Origin of the sequence: Roseibium suaedae, from assembly GCF_900142725.1 — a bacterium.
GTDB lineage: Bacteria > Pseudomonadota > Alphaproteobacteria > Rhizobiales > Stappiaceae > Roseibium > Roseibium suaedae.
The window spans coordinates 17,955-40,620 of record NZ_FRBW01000007.1; the positions used below are offsets into that span (position 1 = coordinate 17,955).

Annotated in this window: 22 protein-coding genes and 4 tRNA genes; 11 read left to right on the top strand and 15 right to left on the bottom strand. The window is 56.0% G+C overall.

The genetic code is table 11. The features are described 5' to 3' along the window. Positions 1–10: 10 nt before the first annotated feature. The 3 genes from BUA94_RS21390 to BUA94_RS21400 form a co-directional block, all read right to left on the bottom strand. Complete coding sequence (locus BUA94_RS21390; protein WP_073015508.1) at positions 11–835, bottom strand: GNAT family N-acetyltransferase; 825 nt, start codon at positions 833–835, stop codon at positions 11–13. Positions 836–1,031: 196 nt separating this feature from the next. Continuing rightward, positions 1,032–1,106, bottom strand: a tRNA-Glu gene (locus BUA94_RS21395). Positions 1,107–1,227: 121 nt separating this feature from the next. Continuing rightward, positions 1,228–1,668, bottom strand: a complete 441-nt coding sequence (locus BUA94_RS21400; protein ID WP_073015422.1) for a VOC family protein — start codon at positions 1,666–1,668, stop codon at positions 1,228–1,230. Positions 1,669–1,779: 111 nt separating this feature from the next. Between BUA94_RS21400 and BUA94_RS21405 the strand changes: the two genes are divergently transcribed. The 3 genes from BUA94_RS21405 (at position 1,780) to BUA94_RS21415 (ending at position 4,108) form a co-directional block, all read left to right on the top strand. After that, positions 1,780–2,562, top strand: a complete 783-nt coding sequence (locus tag BUA94_RS21405; protein ID WP_073015423.1) for an SIR2 family NAD-dependent protein deacylase — start codon at positions 1,780–1,782, stop codon at positions 2,560–2,562. A 162-nt stretch (positions 2,563–2,724) separates the two neighbouring features. Continuing rightward, positions 2,725–3,312, top strand: coding sequence for a cold-shock protein (locus tag BUA94_RS21410; protein ID WP_073015424.1), 588 nt, complete (start codon positions 2,725–2,727; stop codon positions 3,310–3,312). A gap of 250 nt (positions 3,313–3,562) precedes the next feature. Further along, positions 3,563–4,108 carry a DUF192 domain-containing protein gene (locus tag BUA94_RS21415; protein ID WP_084082191.1) on the top strand — a complete coding sequence of 182 codons (546 nt, stop codon included), beginning with the start codon at positions 3,563–3,565 and terminating at the stop codon, positions 4,106–4,108. Between the two features lie 41 nt (positions 4,109–4,149). On the opposite strand, the gene BUA94_RS21420 is transcribed toward BUA94_RS21415, so the two are convergent. Further along, positions 4,150–4,509, bottom strand: coding sequence for an ArsR/SmtB family transcription factor (locus BUA94_RS21420; protein ID WP_175558101.1), 360 nt, complete (start codon positions 4,507–4,509; stop codon positions 4,150–4,152). A 93-nt stretch (positions 4,510–4,602) separates the two neighbouring features. Here BUA94_RS21420 and BUA94_RS21425 point away from each other — a divergent pair, with 93 nt between their 5' ends. The 4 genes from BUA94_RS21425 to BUA94_RS21440 all read left to right on the top strand — a co-directional run bounded on the left by BUA94_RS21425 (position 4,603) and on the right by BUA94_RS21440 (position 7,837). Beyond that, positions 4,603–5,586, top strand: a complete 984-nt coding sequence (locus BUA94_RS21425) for a quinone oxidoreductase family protein (protein ID WP_073015426.1) — start codon at positions 4,603–4,605, stop codon at positions 5,584–5,586. A 190-nt stretch (positions 5,587–5,776) separates the two neighbouring features. Beyond that, positions 5,777–6,286: a cyclic-phosphate processing receiver domain-containing protein gene (locus BUA94_RS21430; RefSeq protein WP_139251244.1), complete on the top strand. Its 510-nt coding sequence runs from the start codon at positions 5,777–5,779 to the stop codon at positions 6,284–6,286. Between the two features lie 196 nt (positions 6,287–6,482). Beyond that, positions 6,483–6,559: transfer RNA gene (locus tag BUA94_RS21435), tRNA-Pro, on the top strand. 552 nt (positions 6,560–7,111) lie between these two features. Next, the gene (locus BUA94_RS21440; protein ID WP_208980192.1) at positions 7,112–7,837 is read left to right on the top strand and encodes a hypothetical protein; all 726 of its coding nucleotides are present in this window, start codon (positions 7,112–7,114) and stop codon (positions 7,835–7,837) included. On the opposite strand, the gene BUA94_RS21445 is transcribed toward BUA94_RS21440, so the two are convergent. Together BUA94_RS21445 and BUA94_RS23440 are read right to left on the bottom strand one after the other, a co-directional pair. Continuing rightward, a complete protein-coding gene (locus BUA94_RS21445) occupies positions 7,812–8,246 on the bottom strand; it encodes a hypothetical protein (RefSeq protein WP_208980193.1) in 435 nt (144 codons plus the stop codon). The two genes, BUA94_RS21440 and BUA94_RS21445, sit on opposite strands and share 26 nt — an antisense overlap. Before the next feature lie 91 nt (positions 8,247–8,337). Continuing rightward, positions 8,338–8,865 carry a hypothetical protein gene (locus BUA94_RS23440; protein WP_139251245.1) on the bottom strand — a complete coding sequence of 176 codons (528 nt, stop codon included), beginning with the start codon at positions 8,863–8,865 and terminating at the stop codon, positions 8,338–8,340. Between BUA94_RS23440 and BUA94_RS21455 the strand changes: the two genes are divergently transcribed. Together BUA94_RS21455 and BUA94_RS21460 are read left to right on the top strand one after the other, a co-directional pair. Next, complete coding sequence (locus tag BUA94_RS21455) at positions 8,852–9,157, top strand: ETC complex I subunit (protein WP_073015511.1); 306 nt, start codon at positions 8,852–8,854, stop codon at positions 9,155–9,157. The two genes, BUA94_RS23440 and BUA94_RS21455, sit on opposite strands and share 14 nt — an antisense overlap. A gap of 52 nt (positions 9,158–9,209) precedes the next feature. After that, positions 9,210–9,286 (top strand) — tRNA-Arg (locus BUA94_RS21460). A 184-nt stretch (positions 9,287–9,470) separates the two neighbouring features. Here the strand turns inward: BUA94_RS21460 and BUA94_RS21465 are convergent. From BUA94_RS21465 to BUA94_RS23720, 3 genes are all read right to left on the bottom strand, one after another. Beyond that, the gene (locus BUA94_RS21465) at positions 9,471–10,256 is read right to left on the bottom strand and encodes a hypothetical protein (RefSeq protein WP_073015430.1); all 786 of its coding nucleotides are present in this window, start codon (positions 10,254–10,256) and stop codon (positions 9,471–9,473) included. Between the two features lie 406 nt (positions 10,257–10,662). Beyond that, positions 10,663–11,121 carry a hypothetical protein gene (locus BUA94_RS23445; RefSeq protein ID WP_139251246.1) on the bottom strand — a complete coding sequence of 153 codons (459 nt, stop codon included), beginning with the start codon at positions 11,119–11,121 and terminating at the stop codon, positions 10,663–10,665. A gap of 1,701 nt (positions 11,122–12,822) precedes the next feature. After that, positions 12,823–13,080 (bottom strand): hypothetical protein, encoded by a 258-nt coding sequence (locus BUA94_RS23720; protein WP_208980194.1) that lies wholly within the window; start codon positions 13,078–13,080, stop codon positions 12,823–12,825. Between the two features lie 117 nt (positions 13,081–13,197). Here BUA94_RS23720 and BUA94_RS21475 point away from each other — a divergent pair, with 117 nt between their 5' ends. Together BUA94_RS21475 and BUA94_RS21480 are read left to right on the top strand one after the other, a co-directional pair. Continuing rightward, positions 13,198–14,286, top strand: a complete 1,089-nt coding sequence (locus BUA94_RS21475) for a terminase gpA endonuclease subunit (protein ID WP_139251247.1) — start codon at positions 13,198–13,200, stop codon at positions 14,284–14,286. A gap of 64 nt (positions 14,287–14,350) precedes the next feature. Further along, positions 14,351–14,440, top strand: a tRNA-Ser gene (locus BUA94_RS21480). A 413-nt stretch (positions 14,441–14,853) separates the two neighbouring features. Here BUA94_RS21480 and fhuB read toward each other — a convergent pair. The 6 genes from fhuB to BUA94_RS21510 all read right to left on the bottom strand — a co-directional run bounded on the left by fhuB (position 14,854) and on the right by BUA94_RS21510 (position 22,564). Then, positions 14,854–16,806 carry a Fe(3+)-hydroxamate ABC transporter permease FhuB gene (gene fhuB, locus BUA94_RS21485; protein WP_073015433.1) on the bottom strand — a complete coding sequence of 651 codons (1,953 nt, stop codon included), beginning with the start codon at positions 16,804–16,806 and terminating at the stop codon, positions 14,854–14,856. After that, positions 16,803–17,681 (bottom strand): ABC transporter substrate-binding protein, encoded by an 879-nt coding sequence (locus BUA94_RS21490; protein ID WP_073015434.1) that lies wholly within the window; start codon positions 17,679–17,681, stop codon positions 16,803–16,805. The genes fhuB and BUA94_RS21490 overlap by 4 nt, the downstream gene beginning before the upstream one ends. 7 nt (positions 17,682–17,688) lie before the next feature. Further along, positions 17,689–20,175 (bottom strand): TonB-dependent siderophore receptor, encoded by a 2,487-nt coding sequence (locus BUA94_RS21495; protein ID WP_073015435.1) that lies wholly within the window; start codon positions 20,173–20,175, stop codon positions 17,689–17,691. Positions 20,176–20,315: 140 nt separating this feature from the next. Then, positions 20,316–21,278, bottom strand: coding sequence for a FecR family protein (locus tag BUA94_RS21500; RefSeq protein ID WP_073015436.1), 963 nt, complete (start codon positions 21,276–21,278; stop codon positions 20,316–20,318). A gap of 91 nt (positions 21,279–21,369) precedes the next feature. Next, positions 21,370–21,873 (bottom strand): sigma-70 family RNA polymerase sigma factor, encoded by a 504-nt coding sequence (locus tag BUA94_RS21505; protein ID WP_073015437.1) that lies wholly within the window; start codon positions 21,871–21,873, stop codon positions 21,370–21,372. A gap of 454 nt (positions 21,874–22,327) precedes the next feature. Beyond that, entirely contained in the window at positions 22,328–22,564 is a 237-nt protein-coding gene (locus BUA94_RS21510; RefSeq protein ID WP_139251248.1) for a hypothetical protein, read from the bottom strand. Positions 22,565–22,666 lie beyond the last annotated feature (102 nt).

Here is a 22,666-nt window from a genome sequence, read left to right on the forward strand (position 1 = left end):
GGTCTTAGGCCTAGCCCAGCTCGAAAGTCGTGATGCCATAGGTGCGCTCCAGAGGCAGGGCAGGGGCTGGGCCCTTGTACATCCGGGCGGTTTCGAATTCCGCCGAAAGCTCATGGCGCTCCGCAAGTTCCTGCGCATGCGGGTTGGGCTCGGGAATATCCAGATAGATCGACTGTCCCTTCACCTGGCCGGCGAGCGCTCGGAACAGGCTGTCGGCGATTTCCGGCGTGTCGGCAAAGAGCGGGCCGATCTTGAAACCGGCCTGGCATTGGCGGATCACGCCATAGCCTTTCAGCTTGCCATCTTCCACGAACACGAAACCCCTGCGGGTCGCAGCATTTGGCGCACACCAGAGTTTCAGGAACTCCGTACGCTCTTCCGGGAACAGGTTCCGGTCATACTCACGGACAGAGGCAAAGATGCCTAGGCCGAGGGGCGCGATGCGTGGATCCATGGGCGCGTCCACTGTCGCAACGCCGCCCATGCGGATGTTGCGGTGGGCGAACTCGAAGCCGGACTTGCGGTAATTGTCCTGCTGGGCAATGACACCATCGAGGCCGATGGTCCGGCCTTCCAGATGGCGGATCGCGTGTGACCAGGTCTCAAGCCCGTAGCCCTTGCCGCGCAGGTTTTCCTGGCAGATATAGAAACCAATGAAGCCGTAGCTGTCGCCATAGCGCACGGCGGAAATGGATGTGACAGGCTCGCCGTTCAATGTGCCGGTGAAAAAGCCCTCCGGATCTGCAGCCAGAAAAGCGCTCAGATCGTCCAGTCCCGGATTCCAGCCCTCATCAGCGGCCCAGCCAATGGCTTGTTCAAGATCGGCAGCGCGCATTGTGCGGATGTCAAAGACGTCGGGCAAGGAAGCCTCCAGATCAGATGAATCAGGAGGTTATCTAACCTGCCGGCACAGGTCAGCGTCAATGGCGCGGGCGACCGAACGTGATCAAACGTCAGAGCCCAAAAGCCGGTCTTCGCCTGGTGAAAAACCCACAAGACAAACACGATGAATTTTAAGGGGAGGGGAAGAGTGGTACGCCCAAGGGGAATCGAACCCCTGTTTTCGCCGTGAAAGGGCGACGTCCTGACCGCTAGACGATGGGCGCACGGTCGACGCGGCTGCGTCGTGGGGAGGCTTATAGGCATAAATTCCGGAGCCTGCAAGCCTGTTTTGTCACAAAAAGAAAAGGGCCGGCAGAACCGGCCCTTCCTGTGGATGAGTGAGGCTTACCACTCGCCGGTGTTGGGCATGGAAACCCACGGTTCTGCGGGTTCGAGCGAGCCGCCCTTCTGCAAGATTTCAAAGGAGATGTTGTCCGGAGAGCGGACGAAAGCCATGCGGCCATCACGCGGCGGGCGGTTGATGACGATGCCTTTTTCCTGCAGCGATGCGCAGTATTCGTAGACATTGTCCACTTCATAGGCCAGGTGGCCGAAGTTGCGGCCGCCGGTGTAGGTTTCCGGATCCCAGTTGTAGGTCAGCTCCAGAAGCGGAGCGGCATTGGCCTTGCCCGATTCAATGTCTTCGGAGGCGGCAAGGAAGACCAGAGTGAAACGGCCACCTTCGTTTTCGATCCGGCGAACTTCGGTCAGACCCATCTTGTTGCAATAGAAGTCGAGCGACTCATCCAGATTGGTGACGCGGACCATTGTGTGCAGATAACGCATGTTGTGTCCCTCAAAGGGTTTGAGTGAAATGAAGCCCGGATAGCTGAAGGCAACCGGAGTGTCGCGTGACGAAGCAGGAGGCTGCTCCGTAAAACTGGCGGGGACCGCACTATGACAGAAATAACGGATGTTTCCACCGCATGGGCGGAGCTGCGGGCGATCCTCGGGGAAAAGGATAGGGCGGGCCGCCCCTTGCGGCTAGTGGTGATGACCGGTGCCGGAATTTCCACCCCGTCCGGCATCCCGGACTTCCGCTCGCCCGGTGGGATCTGGTCCAAGATGGAGCCGGTGACTTATCAGGATTTCGTTCGCTCCGAAGCGGCGCGGCGGGAAGACTGGCGCAGGCGGTTCGAGATGAAGCGGATCTTTGAAGCGGCGGAGCCCAATGCCGCGCACCGGGTTCTGGCAGCGCTCGCCCGCTCCGGCCGGCTGGATCTGTTGATCACCCAGAATGTCGACGGTCTGCACCAGCGGAGCGGCGTGCCGGAAGAGCGGCTGGTGGAGTTGCATGGCAACAGCACCTATGCCTCCTGTCTCGATTGTGGCGCACGGGCTGAGTTGGGAGAGGCGGAAAAGGCCCATGAGGCCGGGCAGACGCCGGTCTGTAGGGCCTGCGGCGGTTTGCTCAAGGCAGCTGTGATCAGTTTCGGTCAGGCCATGCCGGAGGACAAGTTGAACCGGGCGGCGAACGCAGCTGCCAATGCGGAGATCTTTCTGGTCATCGGATCTTCCCTTGTCGTTCAACCAGCTGCCCAGTTGCCGGTGATTGCGGTGCGCAGTGGTGCTGATCTGATCATAATCAACGGTCAGGAGACCCCGCTGGATGATCTTGCAAGCACTCTCATTCGCCCCGGAATTGCGGAGGTTTTTGCGGAAATGGATGATTCCAGCTAGACGATTTCCCCAATTGGTTTGGGATTACTGCGACAAACACCCTTCTCGCTATGGGGCAGGGTGTTATCCTTTCGTTAGGAATCAATCCGTGCGTGAGTCGCAATTGTGTCTCTTTCGCGCTCTGGATTGTATGTATGCGGACCAGATGCGAGGCAATTGGCTATGGGGGGAAAGACGTTCACGGATCCCCGTGCGATCGAGACGGTCGAAGCGGTTGATGATCTGTCACTCGACGTGATCGAAGTCGCTGGCTCGATCAAATGGTTCGATGTTGCCAAGGGCTATGGCTTCATCGTTCCCGATAGCGGCGAGGGCGACATCCTTCTGCATGTGACCTGCCTGCGACGGGACGGTTTCCAGACCGCCTATGAAGGTGCGCGGGTCGTTTGCGAAGTGCTGGACAGGCCCCGTGGCCTTCAGGCATTCCGCATCCTGTCCATGGACGAAACCACAGCGTTGCATCCTTCCCAACTTCCGCCGTCGCGCACGCACGTGCAGGTCGTGGCCGAAAGCGGGTTCGAGAAGGCAACCGTCAAGTGGTTCAACCGGGTCAAGGGCTTCGGTTTCCTTACCCAGGGCGAAGGCAGCGAGGACATTTTCATTCATATGGAAACCCTGCGCCGGTTCGGTATTGCCGAGCTGCGTCCCGGGCAGGATGTGATGGTTCGCTTCGGTGCTGGCCCCAAGGGCCGCATGGCTGCGGAAATCCGCCCGCTTGGCAGCGGCACGCATATTCCGTCGTCTCATTGATCCCTGCGATGGCCAGGGGCCATTGCAGAGTTGCATTTCACAGGGACTGGCCGGATGGCCGGTCCTTTTTCATGTCCGGCTTTTGCCCATGCGGCGCAGGCGCAAGCCGTCCATATCTGTGCCATGAAGCTGGCCGATCTTGCTGGCCTTGAACCGGGCGGGCAGATATAGAAATTGCTCGGCAAACGATCGGTTTTGTCAGATCAGGAGCATGAGGCGTCTCGGTCTCGTGCGGCAGGGAGAAATCAGCATGGCAGGTGTGTTTCAGGCGTTTCAGGGAACAGTCTCCCGGACATTTCTCCTGTCCTTCTCCCGGCGCCTTCTGCCCGCCTTGAGCCTGTGTCTTGCCCTGATCTTCGGCCTGGCCGCTGGATCTGTCAGTGTCACTCCGGTTCTTGCCCAGGAACTGAAGCTGCCGGTCGAAACTCTGACCGCATCTGCTTCCGGACAGGATCATGTGTTCCAGGTGGAAGTTGCCGATACGGATGAGGAGCGGGCTCTCGGGCTGATGTACCGTGAGGAAATGCCGGAAGATCATGGCATGCTTTTCGTCTTTCCGGAGGCGGGGGACCGTTATTTCTGGATGAAGAACACGCCGCTGCCGCTTGATATCATTTTTGCTTCGGAAACCGGCAAGGTCGTGCATGTTGCCGCCAATACCACGCCGTTTTCAGAGCGGATCATTCCATCCAGGGGCGCTGCAAAATATGTTCTGGAGCTGAATGCCGGCATGGCGGAACGTCTGGGCATCGGTCCGGGCAGCAAGCTGGCCTCGGCCTCAATTACGGCGCCCTGATCCCTTTTCTCAGGGGCGGGCCTTGGCACAGGAGAGGCTGCTCATGCCTTTGCTGTCAGGTCTTCCAGTTTCAAGGGCCGGAATGCTCCGGTCTTTGCCTCGGTCAGGATCAGCTCGACAAGCGCAGGAAACCGCTGCCGCAATTCTTCCAGCCGCAGGGTGTTGGAGCGGCCATTGCCGTGATCGACCTGCCGGATGAGGCCGGATTCCCGCAGGACGCGGAAATGATAGGTCCGGGTTGCCTTGGCGACGGGCAGCTCGAACGAACCGCACATGCGGGCGTCTGCCGGGTCGGCAGCCAGTGCCAGGACCACCTTCAGGCGCAGGGGATCGCCAAGCGCTGAGAAGATTGCACCTAACTCCATTTCCTCAACACTCGGGTGGCCATTTTTATCGGGCAAGCGGTCTTCCTTCCTTCCGGAAAGTTGGTACTATAATATTCGTACCTATTGTGATGAAGCCTCATCACGCAGGATTCTGGGAGCGAATATACCATGAGCATGAATCGTGTAGTGGAACTGACCGCCTTTGGCGAGCCTGATGTCATGCAGGTCGTGTCCCGCGAGATCCCGGCGCCGCTAGCGGGGGAAGTGCAGGTCCGCCACACGGCCATCGGTTTCAATTTCATCGACATTTATCAGCGCAAGGGCATCTATCCGCTCCCCCTGCCGACCGGTCTGGGCTTCGAGGCAGCAGGCATTGTCGAAGCGGTGGGTGAGGGCGTTACCGGCCTGTCCGAAGGGGACAGGGTCGCCTACATGAATGCAGGCGTTGGTGCATATTCTGAACGCCGCAATGTTGCCGCCGACAAGCTCCTGAAACTGCCAGATACTGTCAGTGATGAAGCCGCCGCCACGGTGCTTTTCAAGGGCATGACGGCGCAGTACCTGCTGCGGCGGACCTATGAAGTGAAGGCCGGCGACTTGCTGCTGGTTCATTCTGCGGCCGGTGGGGTCGGCCAGATCCTGACCCGCTGGGCAACCGCCCTGGGCGCAAGGGTGATCGGAACCACCGGCTCGCCGGAAAAACGCGACGTTGCGCTTGCGGCCGGCTGCGAGGCGGTCATTGATCTGCGTGATCCTGACTGGCCGTCTGCCTTCCTGACGGCGACCGGCGGCGAGAAGGCGAGGGTTGCCTATGATGCGGTGGGCAAGGACACATTGCTGCAGACGCTGGACTGTGTCGCGCCCTTCGGCCTGGTGGTTTCCTATGGGGCGGCTTCCGGAAAGGCGCCGGCAATTGATCCGGATCTTCTCAACAAGAAGGGCTGCCTGTTCTTCACGCGCCCTTCTGTCTTTCCCCATAATTCTGATCCGGACACCTTCCGTGCGAATGCTGCTGACCTCTTCGACGCCATCGCCAAGGGGCATGTCGGCGTAGACATCGGCGCCAGATTCCCGCTTGAAGACATTGCCGGCGTTCACAGAGCGGCCGAAGCCAGAAGCGTCAAGGGCGCCATTCTCATCCAGCCAGCGTGAAGGAAGTCCCAGGGGGGCAGTGTCATTTCCGGCAGCGCAACTGATTTGGTTGTTCTCTGAGAGAGGCAGACAACGTGCCATCGATCGTGAGCCGATCTATTGTGCGCTTAGCTACCTGATTTTATTTGGAGTTGGTGTGGCTTTGAAATCATGATTGCAATGCCAATGCGCTGAAATCTTGGGGTTGGATTTGATCTGGAAACTTTTTCTCGATGATGATGCGGACAATTTCCGGAGGCCAGAAATCTCGATTGAGAATCCAGAATGGCGAAAGGCGATGGATTTGCCGACGGCACCTCCGAATACAGAGCCGCGCCTGCTTGGAAGCTGGAAAATTGCTAGATCCTACAAGGAAGCGATTGACCTGTTTTCTCAGTTTGGGTTGCCTCTGTTCGCATCATTTGATCACGACCTTGCCGACGGAAGAGATGGCATTTCAGTTGCCAAACGAATGATCGAACTTGATCTGGACGCCGATGGATCTTTGTTGTCGCGCTTCTTTTGTTATGAGGTCCATTCAGGGAACAGAGTTGGCCGCGAAAACATAAGTGGCCTGCTAAATGGGTACTTGGTGCATAGGGCTTCTGAAGCCGACTTGTCCGGTTTGAGGCCGGGAGATCTCCTGGCAGGCTCTTCGAAGGAAAAGGACGCAGAAGAGTTTCGAGTTGCAAACGCGCTTGGATGGATTGAAGGAGTTTGATGGTGCTCCCGCATGGTGGCCTTGTCGGGCTCTTCGCACCGAGGGAACCTCGCGTGAAAGGCCGGAAGCATTGGGGAGAGCTGTCCGGGACTATTCCGGGTTACTTTCCCCGGAAAGTTCGTGGAATGCTGAATATTCGAGTTTTGTTCGGCCTTGACGAACCTCTGCCGGGTGGATAAACCCAAGCCCACAACGTCGGGGCATAGCGCAGCCTGGTAGCGCATCTGGTTTGGGACCAGAGGGTCGCAAGTTCGAATCTTGCTGCCCCGACCAACTCTCCCTTTCTGCATTAGTGATTTGGGCGACGCTGTTTCAGCGTGAGTGCCTTGTGCTGTCTGCCGTCATCTTTTTCATGCCTGCTGTGCGCCTTGGCGCCGTTGCTAGACCTTCTTTCGAGCCGCGGGCAGGGGATCGCCCCGGACGGGCCCATACGAATCTGCAAGCGGGATATGTCCCATGGGTTGTGCAGCTCCTGGGAGACTCGGGCCGGAACTTCCCTTCAGATGAACAAATGCCCCTCTTGTTTGCAGGGGATATGTGTCGGTGACGGCCACCGGCCCTGATTGTTATGAAGTTTTCCCATTTTTGCGATTTTCTCCTGACTGGACGCGGGAAAAAGGAATTGATTCCAATCGCTTGCGACGGTGTGCTCTTAAATCGAGCCGGGGTACGTGCGTTCCGGTTTGCGGGAGTGCGGCTGCCTCCCGATTGGTCAGGAGTGCCGAGAGAATCGTCAATATTTTCATTGGAGAAAATGACGATAGCCGTTTCCGGTCTTTCATTAAGACCAGAAGTTGAGCAGGATGCCCGCAACGACTTGAAACCATGAAAGAAAACTGGTTGGGGGCCATGCAGGCGGATCAGATCGGTGATGAGACACTGGATGTCGCAAGGGCGGCCGGGCTGCTGCAGCAGCAGATTCGTTCGGCTGGGCTGAAGCTGCGCGAGAGCACCGATTTCACCCTGTTCGAGGACACGATCCGGGCGACCGAAGACAAGTATCTGATGGAGGACTTCTCCACCCGCTTCTTCGACCTGCACGGCACGTCCGCCTTCTGGATCGGAGCCTGGGACAGTGCGGGCGAGCCGGTCTCTGTGCAGGCGGCCAAGCTTGAGGATCTGCGTGACCGGAGCCTTGGTCAATACTGGCAGCAGCAGCACCGGCGTATCTTCGTGGATCCGGGCGCGCACGCGGAACTTGGCGAGGATCACGCCCATGATGCCTTCTTCATGCGCGGCAAGATTGTCTATCATGGAAACCTGTGGCTTCGCCGGGACGCAAGGGGCAAGGGGCTGGCAGAGGCGCTCACCCAGCTCGGTTTCCTGATTTCATTGCTGAAATGGTCACCCGACTATCTTTATGGCCTGATGGCGGCCCAGAATGCCAAGAAGGGTTTTGGCATCCGGGTCGGCTATCGCCGCTTCGTGCCCCGTGGCACACACTGGATCACGCCGCCAGGTCATATCCGACCTGACGACTGGCTGGTCTATTCAAACCACAATGATCTTGTGACGCTGGCGCGGACTATAATTGCTGAAGATCTTGAATGACGCCGAAATAGGCGCAGAACCGGCGCTCTGACGTCGGTGTGGGCCGCAGGGCCACGATCAGCCGCTCGAAGGCGATGTCCACCACCTTGCCACCCAAGTTCAGCCGCGTGCGGGCATAGCCATAGTAAGGCTGTTCTTCCAGGGCATAGCGATAGGCCTCTGCAGAGGCCTGCTCGAGTTCCGGATCCGGTGTCCGCAGTTCTTCGTCATGCTGCATAGCCCATTCCTCACCGAACAGGATGCGCTGGCTTGCACGGCGCCCGACGTAGAAGATCGGAGGTGGGGCGAGCGGAGTAATCTTGTCGGAGCAAAGGCTTAGGTAAGGCATGTGTTCACGCAGCTTCTCGGAGACCAGTCCGGAAGACGACATCATGCTATCGTAAAAGGCTGAAAGCTGCGGATCAGCCAAGCCTTTCTCTATCGCATCCGTGCCCAGCTGAGTGAACACTGTCCTGTTGCGTGTCAGCAAATTAGCCGCGATCCTTACGCATGCGGTTTGTCTACTTGGAAAAAGCCTTTAACAGCAAGGAAACAATACCGCAGAATTCTTCTCGTGTCTCCCGGCTTAACTCCCGAACGTTATTAACTTCATAATCCAGGGTGAGGATCATGTCCCACATCTCGGAAAGATTGTGCTTATCCACTTCCCTTTTGAGGTCCGCCAGGGATTTGTCCTCAGGCTGAACATGTTCGTGGATATAGTCCGCACTGCTGAAATAAGGCGACATCTGCATGGGATTCGATCTTCTTCCGCGCATCTCAGGATTCGTGGGCGACATCCTAAGAGTTGTCAGCCTCTGGGAAAACCAATTGCACATTACACCTTGGGTTGCAATTTTTTTGATGGCGTTACCTTGCCAGCTGGTTAACTTCGGGTAATTGCTGCAGGAGATAGTGGGCATATGCGGCTGCGGTGTTGACTTCGCGATCAAAGGCGGGAAAAACCTAGCCATGGAAAATGCCGGGACTGGGTTGATCAAGGGTCCCGTGCGCATTGAAGAGGAACGAGCAGCCATGGTTGCGCGCATCTATCGTCCGGCCAAGACGGCCATGCAGTCGGGCAAGGGCAAGACCCAGCGCTGGGTCCTTGACTATGAGCCGGAAGTTGCACGTTCGGTCGAGCCCCTCATGGGCTATACATCCTCCTCTGACATGAAGCAGCAGATCCGTCTGTTCTTCGAAGACAAGGACGATGCTGTCGCCTACGCGAAGCGCAACGGCATTCCCTTCCGCGTGGAAGAGCCGCGCGAGCGCACGGTTCGCGGTGCGTCTTATTCCGACAACTTCAAGTTCACCCGGAACGCCCCCTGGACCCACTGAGGTCTGCGCTTCCTGGTAAACTCTCCGGGCAAAGTTTCCTTGCCCGGCCTACGGCCCCGTAGCTCAGCTGGATAGAGCACTCGCCTTCTAAGCGAATGGTCACAGGTTCGAATCCTGTCGGGGTCGCCACCTCCCTTTGAACTGTTGTTAATTCCAATTACTTAACCGCAGGTGCGGCGAAATATTTCGCTTACGCGGATTCATCCACTCGGTGTGACCTGCTCCCCTGACAAGTCCGCGGTTTGAGGTTAGCCTGTTCTCCAAACGAGGAGACCAAGCTCTTCGGGACCAATAGATTTCTGCATTTTCGGACCTACTGTGTAAGGCAAATCGAAAAGCTATCAGATTGATCCTTTATGCTCCGCAGGTCATTTATCAGCGACCTTCGGAAGTCTGCGCTATATGTTAGAATGCCAGCACTGCTGTTAAGAGTGCACTGAGGATTTGTGATGTGACCAATTTCCTTATTGCAAACAACTATTCCTTCGACCCTTCCATTTACTTTTAGGACAAAGTAATCATCTCTATCTTTCCAGTTTTTTGGCATCTCTGAAGATGTAAATTCTTCCAAGCCATTGTCCGTGTGGTTCATGAAATTCAATTCCGGCCGAGGCTTTTTCAAACCGATCCCCGCGGTTATGTAAATTCGCTCCCATACATCCAGGGAGTGGAGCTGGTTGACCAGCAGCCTGAAATGGGTCTCCATTCCTGGTCCAATGTTCTTGGCCTTATAGGTTTCGCGACCTACTGGACGTCCTGTAAATACGTCGATGTCAAACAGTTCACTCGTTTTCACCCGCTGCTTTTGTGTCTCGCGCGCAACAGGCATGCCAAAAATCATCAGTTCGTTCAGATACGCAGGATCGAACCGAATTTTGGTCCTCTTGGAACCGTATGGCTCATTCGAAATTATCGTTTCGAACAACTGACCGTGGCGATAGCGGTTGCAGTCAATTTGTCCAGCAAAAGAATGGCTCGAAAAGACTGTTGCAACGATCCAAATCACTACGAGATGGTTGGAGTAATAACGAATGTAACAAAGCGAAAATTTAAGAAATTTATAATGTTTCTTTTTCCAAAGCTCATAATATAGTTTCATCCGATCGCCTTTATGCCGCATCTTCGGAAAAAACAATCACTTTGGGCGGCCTTATGACCAATAGTGACCGGTTTCATCAGATTGCGCAACTTCGGGTTATGTATCAGTGTTCCGGGTCGTTTCGTTCGGCGAAGTGCGACCCTGCCTGATTGTCTTCTCAGTTATATCCTGGAGGTGAAGCTTGGCATTCTTGATCAGGATATCCTCTATGATGTTTGCACGAGCGCGTTGAGTGCCGAGCGCCAGAGCTTTGAACTTGGCGCTCTGCTGGTAGAGGTTGAGAACCGGCCAAGTGAACCGCATTGGGTATGCCCGAGGCCGTTTGGTCTAAGTTATGCAGCCCTGGCTGAATTGGTCTGATTCTGAAGAGACTGATACGCCAAAGGAGCATTTGCTTCTGACATTGCTATCGCCAGTTCGAAATGATTTCAGAGAAATTCGTTGAGATATTATAACTCATAATGCCTTCTGGAAAACCTCTCTGGTGTTTGAATGCAACTACGTTAAAGAAAATAATTCCTTTTTGATTCTTTAATTCAAATAAATATCTATCAATGACGCTTGAAATATTAGTTGATGCTATCAATCTGCATTGATTAAAACCGCTTGATGAGATATTTTTTAGGCCGTTGATGAGATTGTTCTTTTCATCATCTGAAAGGTGTATGTTCTTATCTGAGATTTTTAAAAATTTCTCATATTCCCCGCTCGTTAAATTGGCTATCGCCTGAGATACATCCGTATGTTCATGTCCGTCTAATCCCAAGCAATTAGATTGCGCTTGCAACGCAGTGTTTGAATAAGGCGTGATAAGTGCAGCAAGTGTGATCGCTATAATTAAGTTAACCGGCTTCAGGCGTCCCATTTCATTTTATCCCTTTGTCAATCTTATAGATAATTGCCACCCAAAGGCTTCATCTCAAATCGGCGGAAGAGGAAAACACTTTGGATGGCCTCCAAGTCGTTGGTGATGGGCATAACTAGCTTGGTGCAACTCCTGTTCCTGATCCGGTGTGCCAATCCTTGCAAAAGGCAAAATGCGACTATCCTGCTAGCATGCTTATTCCACGTTCTGGGGCGAAGTGTAGACCTTGAACATTGGTCTGAAAGACGCCCTCGCAAAGGCCGCACTCTCCAGTAAGACCATAGAGTCAGTTGGGTGGACAGGTGCAGCTCTCAGTCGTTACTTCTGTGAACGGCATCTTAGTCCATGCTGGATCCGTCATTGCTTTCTCGAAAGAACTTTCACCCTCTTCTCTGAAAACAGAATGTCCTTGAAGAAAGTGCATTCGTGGGAGGTGTGGACGAGATCTGGGGCGGGGGGGGCTATTTATTGGGCTTTAATCAAAATTTATACCTCCTGAGGTGCTGATTTCGCAGCTGCGGGAGGGAGGTCATCGCGATGAAGCAGGGGGTATCTGCCGTTCCAGATTTTCGCAATGGAGGTCTTCAGGAAGATCCGGACCTTTGCCTTCGGAGCATGGAGGCTGCGAGCGCCAATCTTGAAACTACCAAAAGAGCTTACCCTGATCCTGAGATGATCGCTCAGGAGGAGTGCATCACGATCATTACGGCCTGATTGGGCTTGTGAAGCCGTTGGGCAAAGAGGGCGTCGGCGATCTTCCTTGGCATCGGGTTCCTGGATGACAGCTTTTTGCGTCAGGGGAACGAGACTTCAGTGCCGATCGGACTTGTCAGGGGTGCGCGAGGTATCTCCTAGGTGTTGTGCCTTTTTGCACCGTCGGACTGAGAACAGGGTGCGGATAATAGATATTGGTGGAAGGAGTATAATCATGAGTAGCATCGTTTGCGTGTATCTTGTCTGGTCAAGTTCCTTAATGAACGTAAGGTAGAAAAGAGAGGTAAATATCCAGAGGTATAATTCTGATCTGTGTATCTTCCAGGCGTCTTTCAGCAGATATTGTATTCCCTCGTTATAGATTTTCCTTTATTTTTATAGTGAGGCGTTCTGGAAATATTTTCCGTCCATGGATGTCACTCCACCTCGGCCAAAATAATCAATTTGGGAAGGGCGTGACCATTAGTGACCGGTTTCATCAGATGGGCTCAACTTCGGGTTCTGGATCAGTGTTCCGGTCGCTTCTTTCGGCGTAGTGCGACCCTGCCGCAGAAATGTGATCCGATAGCTCTTGAGGCGATATTCAGTGAACAAAACTGCATACATGCAAATGTTTTCGTCACAGTTCTGGTGGGTTTATTGGGGAGGGCAATTATTTTGGTTTGCGCCTGAGAATTCTAAGTCTGTCGTATTTATTTGTTTCCATTGTAAATATTTCTTCCAATTTTGAATAGGTGGTAAAACATAATCGATGTTGATATCGGTAAAATAGTTAAGAATACAATCGCATTGTAAGGGTGATTTAATAGGAAAAATGATATGGATGAGGCTATCGCGCAAACCACGATGTTGGTAAAAAATTTTATCATTAGTTCAAGATTCATAGTTTAACCTATGATGTGTTTGTGGTTATGCTTCAGGAGTGAATTATTTTTTATCTGGATGGGGAAATATTATTATTACATTTGTTTTTTTCAGGCGAGCAGGTCAGTCTCTCCAGATAATTGGATTTCCTTTTAATTTTTCAATATCGTTTCCTTTTACCGCTATGCGAATAACTATATTTACCATCGTAAATGATATTCCGAATAGGAATGTCGGAAATAGTGTAATTAGCATAATCCAAAGCACTGATTCTGGTATTTTTATGTAATTTATAAAATTTTGTCCTGAGGATATTGTGATAACTGCGGCGAAATCGACAAGAAAAACACAAGATAATATTAATGAGGTCTTCTTTTTCATGTTTTCTCTTTTGATTTTTTCGTTCGTTGATGATTTAAATTATTAGTTGTTTATGGCTTGGTATACTAGCACTGAAAATTATATGTGTGTTGGCTAGTTGATGTGTCGATAGGTTTTGTGGACTATTCCCTAGTCGTTGACCTGAAAAACCTGCATCCAAGCTTTTCACTAATTTCCCTCTTTACATCAGGGAAACTGACGGGCGCCGCGCTGGAAGGTGAGGGAAGGCTTGCCAAAATCAACGTTGCCATTGCCCGTGAACAGCTACGTCGCCATCTGGATATTGGCCAGATGCTGGGCAACGGGATCGATACCCGCCTCTCAAAACCTGCGAGCTCGGGAAGATCTTCGAAACCCAAGTCTGGAGCCTTTGCACAACCTCCTGAAAGCTTCCTTTCTTCAGGAGGCCCAAACTTGGAGCCGGTCGAAGATCAGCTCAAGCGTGAGCGCCTGTTTCAGGTGCAGATCAGAAGCCGGAAGGCGGCTGAAGATGAGCAGGCCCGGAAGGGGCGCTTCACTGACACGGAAGAGGTGCGGGCCGCAAACATGCGGATCGCCGGGGAAATGATCCAGACCTTTGGGGGCGCCTTGCCGACAATGGCGGCGGCAGTCGCTTCAAGGTTTGAGGTGCCTGTGCGCGAATTTCTGCATCTGCTCCGGACCGAGTTCACAAACATTCGGGCAAAGGAGGCTGAACAGTTGAGGGAGAGGGCCTGGGAGCATACGTTAATCGATGACGTCGTCGGGCAGGCCTATGAGGCAGCTGGGGAGTCTCCTCCTTGGAGGGAGTTGCGCGATTGCGCATTAGGTTCGGACTATGCGAGAGGCCAGATCCCCGCGGGAGCGGTGATCCTGACACTTGGTGTCGACGTACAGGATGAACGGTGTGAGTGGCATCTGGATGGCTGGGATCAGGACCTTCGACGCTATGTCGTCGATTATGGTGTTGTGCCTTGCTACATCGGGGAGAAGGAAACCCACAAAGAGCTTGATGCTGTAGTCAATCAAACATGGGTCAATGCCTACGTGTATCGGCTCGAGCTGGACATGACGCGATCGACGGAAATGCATACGCGGCTGAAGTCCTGGGGCTGGGTAAAGCGGTATGCCAAGCATCTTTTATCGCGAGCTGAGGTGGGAATTCAAAATGCTCTCATTTGTTTCCTTTTTGTTCCTGTTGTTGAAGGCATGTTGATTGTTCGCTGATTTTTCTCCACAGGTCCAAAAACGTCTTGATCTGTGGGCCTTTGCCGCGTAAACGAAAGTCACCGGAGAGGTGGCCGAGTGGTCGAAGGCGCTCCCCTGCTAAGGGAGTAGACGGGGAACCGTCTCGAGGGTTCGAATCCCTTCCTCTCCGCCACTTTCCTCTCTAGAATGTTATTTTATCCGGCAATCGCCGGATTTTGTCGTTTTAAAAACCTGTATCCTTGCCCGCCAAGTGACCCGTTTCGTAGATTTTACGATCAAGTGCAAAATGGGCGATGGCTTCCCGCGGTCCATGCCTTTGCTGACAGGTTGGGCTGTTTTGAGGTGAAGAAGTTCCACTCGAATTGCCACATGAATGGCAAGTCTGGCCTTGCTCATTGAGCTAACTGCGGGGTCTTGGACTGTGGCGGCGCCCGGAGTGGGAGGGGCGCCCACACGATGTGATGGATCGCATGGTTGCGCCAGTCGTTTCAGTTTCCGCAAGCCAGTCCCTTACCCAGCATTGAAATTGCCCTTTGTCCGCCGGTCGGGCTCCTCATGCCGACAGGATGCAGGAGGGACCTGGCTTCAACGTCCTTTCCGGGAGAGCAGCCAGAGGAAGTAGGGGCCGCCGATGAGGGCGGCGAGAACGCCGGCCGGGATCTCGTAGGGAAAGTGGATGCTGCGGCCCAGCCAGTCGGCCGAAACCATTAGGGCAGCTCCAATCGCGGTGGCGCAGAAGGCCCGGCTGAGAGTTTTGGGCGGCGTTGTCATCGCGGCAATGTGAGGTGCTATCAGGCCGACGAAGCTCAACGGGCCGACGATGAGGGTTGCCGCTGCCGTCAGGGTTGCCGCCAGGGACAGGAGCGTTACGCGCGCCTTCCAGGGCACGATCCCGAGCCCGCGTGCGGCCTGATCGCCCAGGGGAAGGATCTGCAGCCAGCGGGCAAAGAACGGCACGACGACAAGAGCCAGCATCAGCACGCCAGTCGCGGCAATCCCTGTTATGGCTGTGGCCCGGTAGGTCGGCCCCATGGACCAGACCAGCACATACACCGCGCGGGGATCCCCGCTCGCCAGAACAAGCGCAATCAATGTTGCGGCGAAGGTGCCGATAGCAGCCCCTGCCAGAAGCACGGGGCCCGGAGCATGAGCCGTGTTGCGGGTGATCACCATCATCACGGCAAAGCTTGCAAGTGCCCCTCCGATCCCGCCCATGAGAAGCGCCCCGGGAGAAAAGGTGCCGGCAAGCATCATCGTTCCGACAATGCCGAGCGCTGCGCCGGAACTGACACCGAGTCCCTCCGGGCTGGCGAGGGGGTTCCCGGTCACGGATTGCATGATGGATCCGGCCAGAGCCAGCATTGCCCCCGCGCATAGGGAAGCCAGAATCCGTGGCCAGCGGCCGGACATCAGCTCCGAAAGAGGCAGTGTGCCGATAAACAGGTGCTCGGTCAGGGAGAAGAGCGCCACGCAAAGCAGCAGCAATACGGCCACGCCCAGCATGAAATGCGCCGGGACCTTGCTGCGAGATGAGGTTGACCGGTCGCTCGCCGAAGGAACCGATGCAGGCACTTTCTTCAAGAGAAGCAAAAGCATGAATGCGCCGAAGAAGGCGGTGGCGGCTCCGGTCGGAACTTCGGCAATGTAGCGCGAGAGTACCATGACCGAACCGTCGGCCAAGAGAAGCAGAGACGCGCCAAGGACGGGCGACCAGATGAGCCGCTGCGGGAAAGTCCTGGCTCCCGCCAGACGGGCAAGGTGGGGTGCGGCCAGCCCGACAAACGCAATCACGCCGACCCTGGCCACCACTGTTGCCGCAAGAAGCGTGGCAAGGGACAGGGCTGCCAGCCGCAATGTGCGCACCGGAATGCCGAGACTCCGTCCGCTGGCCTCGTCCAGACCGGCAATCGTCAGCGGGCGGACCAGCAGGAGGAGCAAAGGCACATAGAAAAGGAGGCGCAGGGTCAGGGCTTGAGCATTTGAGAAATCATTCTGGATCAGTGACCCACTCGCCCAGATGAAGACCGAGCGCAGATACTCGTGATTGAAAAGCGCCAGAACCACCGAGGCTGTCCCGGCAAAGAAGCTCACGATCATGCCGGCAAGCAGCATGGTGACGGGGGAAAATCCTTGCCTTGAGGCCAGCAGGAACACGAGCCCGAGCGTTCCGAACCCTCCGGCGATGGCTGCCAGTTCGCGCAATCCCATGGAAAGTGCAGGAGCGACAAGAACAGCAATCATGATCGCCAGTTGCGCACCGGACAGAAGGCCAAGCGTGCTCGGCTCGGCCAGAGGGTTTTTCAGGATCTGCTGGAAAACGGCACCGGACAGGGCAAGGGCCGCCCCGGCAAGGATTGCAACGAAAAAGCGCGGCAGGAGTGAGTGGTGCAGATAAATTTCGCCAAAGACGGCCGTATCCGGGTCAAGGAGCGCGGCCCCCATGCGCGATAAGGGCACATGAGCACTGTAGCCGATCAGGGTGAAGGCCACGGCGGGAAGGGTCAGAAGAGTGAGAAGGAATGCGAGACGTTTGGTCATGCTGATGCCAGCGCTTTCCCGAGAACAGCCGCAAAGCGCCGGGCAGAGGGCATTCCTCCGAATACCCATGTCGGCGGAATGGTGACGACCCTATCCGCACGAACAGCCGGAAGAGCCTTCCACAGGTCGCTGGAGGCCAGGGAAGAAGAGGGGCCCGGCTCGATGATGACGAGACGGGCTTCCGGGGCTCTGGCGATGGCATCAAGACCCGCGGTGGAAAATCCCCAATGATTGCCGGACTGTATCCAGGCATTCGCAAGGCCCAGCCGATCCAGCACGTCCTGAAACAGGCTGCCGGGGCCATAGATGTCAAGCATGCGGTCATCCGCGAACTTGGCGATGAGCAGCGGCCGGCCGTCATAGCCAGAGAGGCTCTGGCGAATGTCTTCAAGCTCGGCGTTGAAAGAGGCGAGGAATGCCTCCGCCTGCGGCTCGCGCGCCAGTCTCGTGGCGATGTCGAGCAAGCCAGCCTCCGCGAAATGAAGCGGGCGCCGCTCCGGGGTGAACAGGGGCAGCGCCAGCGTCGGAGCAATCGGTTCCAGTATGGCTGCAGAGATCCCATAGTTTGCCTGGGTCAGGATCAAGTCAGGACGAAGGGATTTCAGCAATTCGATGTTTGGCCAGGACCGCAGTCCGAGATCGATCGTCCCGTCCGGCAGAGCGGGTGTGACGACCCTTTTCCGGTAGAGACCGGCCTCAGCGACGGCCAGAGGCGCAATCTTCAACGCCAGAAGGGTTTCTGCCCAGGGCCAGTCCAGAACGGCAATGCGGTCACTACCGGTCTGAGCCATCGCGGATCTGGGCATTGCCAGCATGGCAAGCATCGCGGCGGAAAAGCTCCGCCGCGACAGGCCCAGTCTTTCAACATGTGCCATCTTTGCCTTACCAGGTGTATTTCAGCGTGCCATAGATCGTCCGGCCTTCGCCCCAGTAGCAGCCAGTCGAGCCGATACAGGAAGAGACGTATTTCTTGTCGAAGATATTGCTGAAATTCACGGAAGCCTTGAGGCCTTCCAGCCTCGGCTCCGCCTTGCCGAAGTCATAGCGCACAGCGGCATCGAAGAGCGTGTAGCCAGGAACATCGAAGACATTGGCATTGTCGCCGAAAGTCTGGCCGACGTAGCGTGTCCCGGCACCAAAGCTCAAACCGCCCCAGGGGGTGTCGGACAGGACGCTATAATCAAGCCAGAGTGCGGCCTGATGTTCGGGAACGAAGGCAAGGCGGTTGCCCTTGTTGCTGACACCGCTGGCGTTGGCGTTGTCGCTGGTGATTTCACTGTCCGTATAGGCGTAGGAGGCAATAACCGAGAATGCATCGGTGATTTCAGCCTTGCCTTCAAACTCCAGTCCACGCATGCGCACTTCGCCGGTCTGCACCTTGAAGCTGGTATTGGCCGGGTCCGGCGTCAGGACATTCTGTTGGGTCAGTTGGTAGGCGGACAGCGTCACGAAGCTGTTCATGCCTTCCGGCTGGAACTTCACACCGACTTCAAACTGTTCCCCCGTTGTCGGATCGAAGGCAACGCCGTTTCTGTCGGTTCCGCTCGCGGGATTGAACGAGGTGGAGTAGCTGGCATAGGGGGAAATGCCGTTGTCGAAATTGTAGACCAGTCCCGCGCGCCAGGTGAACTTGCCGTCGGTCTGATTGACGCTGGTGTCTGCGCTACTGGTGCGATTACGGGTATCTGTGTTGGCCCAGTCGTAGCGGCCGCCGAAGGTGAAGACCAGCTTGTCCCACTCGATCTGGTCCTGCGCATAGATGCCGATCTGTGACCGTTCCTGATCGATCCGCAACGCGGTTGCCGGCCGGGTGATGCTGGTCGCGCCATAGACCGGATTATAGACGTTGAACGGCGTATAGATCACCGAAAGGGCGGATTCCTCGAACTGGCTGTCCTCAAAGGAATAGTCCACTCCGAGGAGGGCCGTATGGGCCGCAGATCCGGTCGAGAACCGGGCAATTGCCTGATTGTCGACGGTGAAAAGGCGCGAGCTCTCCGGGAAGGCCCAGGCGTAGCGGTACAGGGAGGAAGGATCGCAGGACGCCGCGGACAGGCAAAAGGCCTGAACGCGCTGGGTGTCCGTATCGACATAGCCGTAACGCAGGTTCTGCTTCACGGTCCATACCTCGTCGAATTCATGGCTGAATTCATATCCAAGGAAGGCCTGCTCATTCTGGAACCGGTCATAATCCGGTTCGCCGAGAAACGCATTGCGCGGCAATTCGCCAAAAACGCTCGTGTAGAGCGTACCGTTTGCCGTCAGGGCCGGTGCACCGCCACCGCCCGGTGAATCGATGTTCTGATATTCGCCGAGAACTGTCAGAGAGGTGCTGTCATTCGGCTTGTAGGTGAAGGATGGGGCAATGTAGCCTTTCTTCTCCTCGACATAGTCGTATTGTGTGTCGCTCAGGCGGCCGACGCCCACCAGACGGTAGAGCAGCGTGCCTTCCTCATTGACCTTCCCACCCAGGTCAAAGGCGGCCTGGAACCGGTTGTGGCTGCCGTATTGCAGCTCGATTTCCCGGATTTCCTCTTCCTGCGGGCGCTTGCTGACCATGTTCAGCATGCCGCCGGGGAGCCCCTGACCGTAGAGGACCGAAGCTGGACCCTTCATCACTTCCGCGCGCTCGAGGCCATAGGGCTCGATTTTGGGCTGGGCATATCCGCGTGCGCCGAAGGGAAGACGGAGACCATTGAGATAGCGTCCGGGCACGAACCCGCGGACGGTCAGCCAGTCATGACGGACATCCGTGTCAGAATACTGGGCAACAACGCCTGGAGTATAGCGAAGAACCTGCGTGACTGTGGCAGCTCCCTGGGCTTCCATCTGGTCGCGGGTCACCACATTGACGGCCTGCGGCGTGTTCTTCAGCGAAGTGCCGGTTTTGGAAGCTGTCGCGCTTTGTGTGGCGATGATGCCGTCCACCGGTCCCCAGGCGTTCTCGCCCTGAACCGCGATGGCATCCAGCTGGGTGGATCCATCATCCGGAACCGCGCCATTTGCAGCATGCGGAGCCGATATCGCGACTGTGGTTGCATTGGGGAACGAAAAGGTGAGGCCGGAACCTGCGAGAATTTCCGCCAGCGCCTGCTCGCGGGTCGCGGACCCGGAGAAGCCGGGAGAGGTCTTTCCGGAGGCCGCAGAAGACAGGTAGGTCACCTGCAAGCCGGCCTGGCGACCGAAAGCGGTCAAGGCACGATGGAGAGGCCCTGCAGGCACGGAATAGGCTGCCACCGCCTGGCTTTGCGCCAAAGCGGGAGCCGAAATCATAACCAGGCTGGAGCCCAAGCTGCTCGACAGGACCAGCGCCGATGCCAGCGCTTTGCTCTTGCGATTGAAAACTGAAGTGCGTTTGCGGTGCCCCATTGCCCTATGACCTTCCAAAACTTTGTATTTCCTGAGGGGAGCAGGCCGCGATGCGTGCCGCGTTTTCTCTGTCCCTGGTTCTGTTACAAACGGGGCAGAGGAATTTTCACTTTTTAACTCAAGTTTTTTGGAGGGTTTTTTCAGAGAGGCGAAATCACCGTGATCAGCGACGCGACCTTGCGGACGTGTGCTCCTGTCGGATGCACGACCGCTTCCAATGTCCGCATCGGATCGGTGAGATCGAAAATGCCGCTGACGCGCAGATTGGCCACTGTCGGGTCCGCAAAGATGATGCGTCCGGGCAGCCAGCGTCCAATCCGTGCCACAAGCGCAGCAACGGTCAGATCGTCGGCGATGATCAGCTTGTCGCGCCATGAGCCGATCTGTCCGCTTTCCCGCTCGCCCCGGTCAACACGGCCCGTTGAGGTGTCAACGGCAACCCATTGCCCCTGGTCCAGTGCCACATTGTCGGACAGCAGGGCCTGAGAGGCACTGACCTCAACCGATCCGCGGTCGACTGCCACAGTCACAAGACCGGCATCATTCGAGACATCGAAAGCCGTCCCGACGGCCCTTGCACTGACAGTGCCGCAGGAGACGGCAAAGGGGCGGGCCGTGTCCTTGGCCACTTCAAAGAACGCCATTCCGGAGAGCAGACTGACTTGCCGGAATGCCTCCTGAAAATGGAGGGCGATGGCACTGTCGGGTCCCAGCGTTGCAATGCTTCCATCCGGCAGGGGGATCCTTCGGATCTCGCCCTTTCCGGTCCGGTGGTCGGCGCGGGCGTCCAGGATCATCCCCGGACCAAAGGCATATCCCGCAGTCCCGATCCCCAGTACCGACACACCACCGACCAGCAGCTTGCGCCGTGTGAGGCCAAGGCTGTCCCGCCGTTCGAGGCGCCGCTGTTCATTCAGGATCTTGCCCGAAGCACCATGGGCGCGCGACACGCGGGTCCAGATTTGCTCATGCAAGGGGCTGCGGCCGCGCCAGGCGCGGATCAGTTCATCCGACACGGGATTGTCGGGGTCGCCCTGGAACCGGATGATCAGATCGATCGCTTCATCCAGCAAACGCGCCTGATCTGATGGGGTTTCGTTCATCTCATCTCATCTTGAGGACCTGGTGACGTCACCCGCCTCTGGTAGGTACTACAATCTGGCTGCCAGAATTTTCACCTTCCGGCGCCGGAAATCAGGAAACGTCCACGTGCAGGACCAGGTGACGATAGGCGTCGCGGATGAGTGCCCAGGCCCGTGTGGTGGAAATTCCGAGTTCTTCGGCCACTTCGGCAATGGTCCGCTCTCCCAGCCGGTGCATCTCGAAGGCCCGCCGCGTGCGATCGGGAAGCTCGGACAGAACCTTGTGGGTCTGAACCAGACATTGCCGGGAATAGACGATTTTTTCCGGCGAAGGCGCAGGATCAGCCAGATTGATGGCTGCCTCGTCGTCAAGCGGAACGGTCTTGATGAGGGCTTCACGCCGCTGGTGATTGATCCCGTGATTGCGGGCTGCCCGGTACAGATAGGCCTTGGGATTGTGCGTTTCGGACGCCTGCCCAGGGGGAGAGGCGATCACCCGCACGAAAACGTCCTGAGTGAGATCCGCTGCCGTTTCCGCGCTGAGGCCATTGCGGCGCAAGGACTTAGCAATGCCAAGGGAATGCCGCCGGAAGAGCTTTTGTATGTCCCAGGTCATGAGGCGCTGCTGTTCCGCACAGAGTTCGCGCCGTGATCTGGAACCTGGACTTGCCAAGCAGGGCGATCGGAGAAAGGGATTGAACGGCACACGGCAACGAACTCGCAACAGTCAAGGCGACAGAATAAAACTTGTATATAAAACTCATATTAATGTCTCGCCGCATGCGCAAGCTGAAACAGAAGGAAATGCGGACGCGCGCCGCCGATCGCGGTTTGCGAAAGGTCCAAGGTCACCAGGGTGTTGAAGGTTTGAGGAAACCCAAGGGGGCAGCTCTAACCGTGGCTTTCGGGAAAAGTCTCTTGGAATGTCCGATACACAAAGGGCCGGCCAATGCATTGGCCAGCCCTTCGATGCCGTCAGGTGGAAACTCGCTAAAATAAAACTAAAATATGAAATAGTGCGGCAGCCATGTGCGGGGTGGCGGCTACCGGCCGTTGAAATGCCCTAAAATTCAGTCCTGAGCCGGCATACCGACGGTCAGGGGAGTGATCTTGGCCTTGAGGGCCATGTTCATCTCCTTTGAATCTTCATCCAGCGCGTTCAGGGCCAGATCAAGCAGATAGGCACAGAACACCCGTCCGTCTTTTTCAGCCTCGCGCTTGGTGAAGAAAATCATGCGCTTCAGCGTCTCATCCGCAGATTCGATGTCGCCGGTTTTGATCGTATCGCTAGCAGGCGAATTGGACATGAAAGACACCCATCTTTTTCAAGTTCTTTGAAAACACCCGGATATTTCCGGTTGTATAAATTTGCGTCGGAGTTCGAAAATGGCCTCGTTTCGATCTCCAGC